Origin of the sequence: Pararcticibacter amylolyticus, from assembly GCF_003130405.1 — a bacterium.
GTDB lineage: Bacteria > Bacteroidota > Bacteroidia > Sphingobacteriales > Sphingobacteriaceae > Arcticibacter > Arcticibacter amylolyticus.
This window is the reverse complement of sequence record NZ_QEAS01000150.1, coordinates 1-280: the sequence shown is the minus strand read 5'-3', so window position 1 is coordinate 280 and position 280 is coordinate 1. Positions and strand designations below refer to the sequence as shown.

1 pseudogene is annotated in these 280 nt (G+C 57.1%); it reads left to right on the top strand.

From position 1 onward, the window contains the following. Positions 1–280, top strand: a pseudogene (locus DDR33_RS26405) (hypothetical protein); the annotation flags it as partial.

The window sequence follows — 280 nt, the reverse complement described above, 5'->3', positions numbered from 1 at the left end:
GGTTCCAGCTACCTGCAGTCGGTCGACTACCGCTATAACATCCGGGGCCAGCTGACCTCGATCAACAACAGCAGCCTGACGGCTGACGACCGCAACGACGAGAGCAATGATGTGTTCGGCATGGAGATCCTTTACGACCAGCAGGAAGCCGCCATCGGCAACAGCCCTTATTATAACGGGATGATCTCGGCCGTCAAATGGAAGGCCAAAGACCCCCAGGGGGGCAGTCCCAAAGAGCGGAGCTACCGTTTTGAGTACGACAACCTTCAGCGGCTGAAGA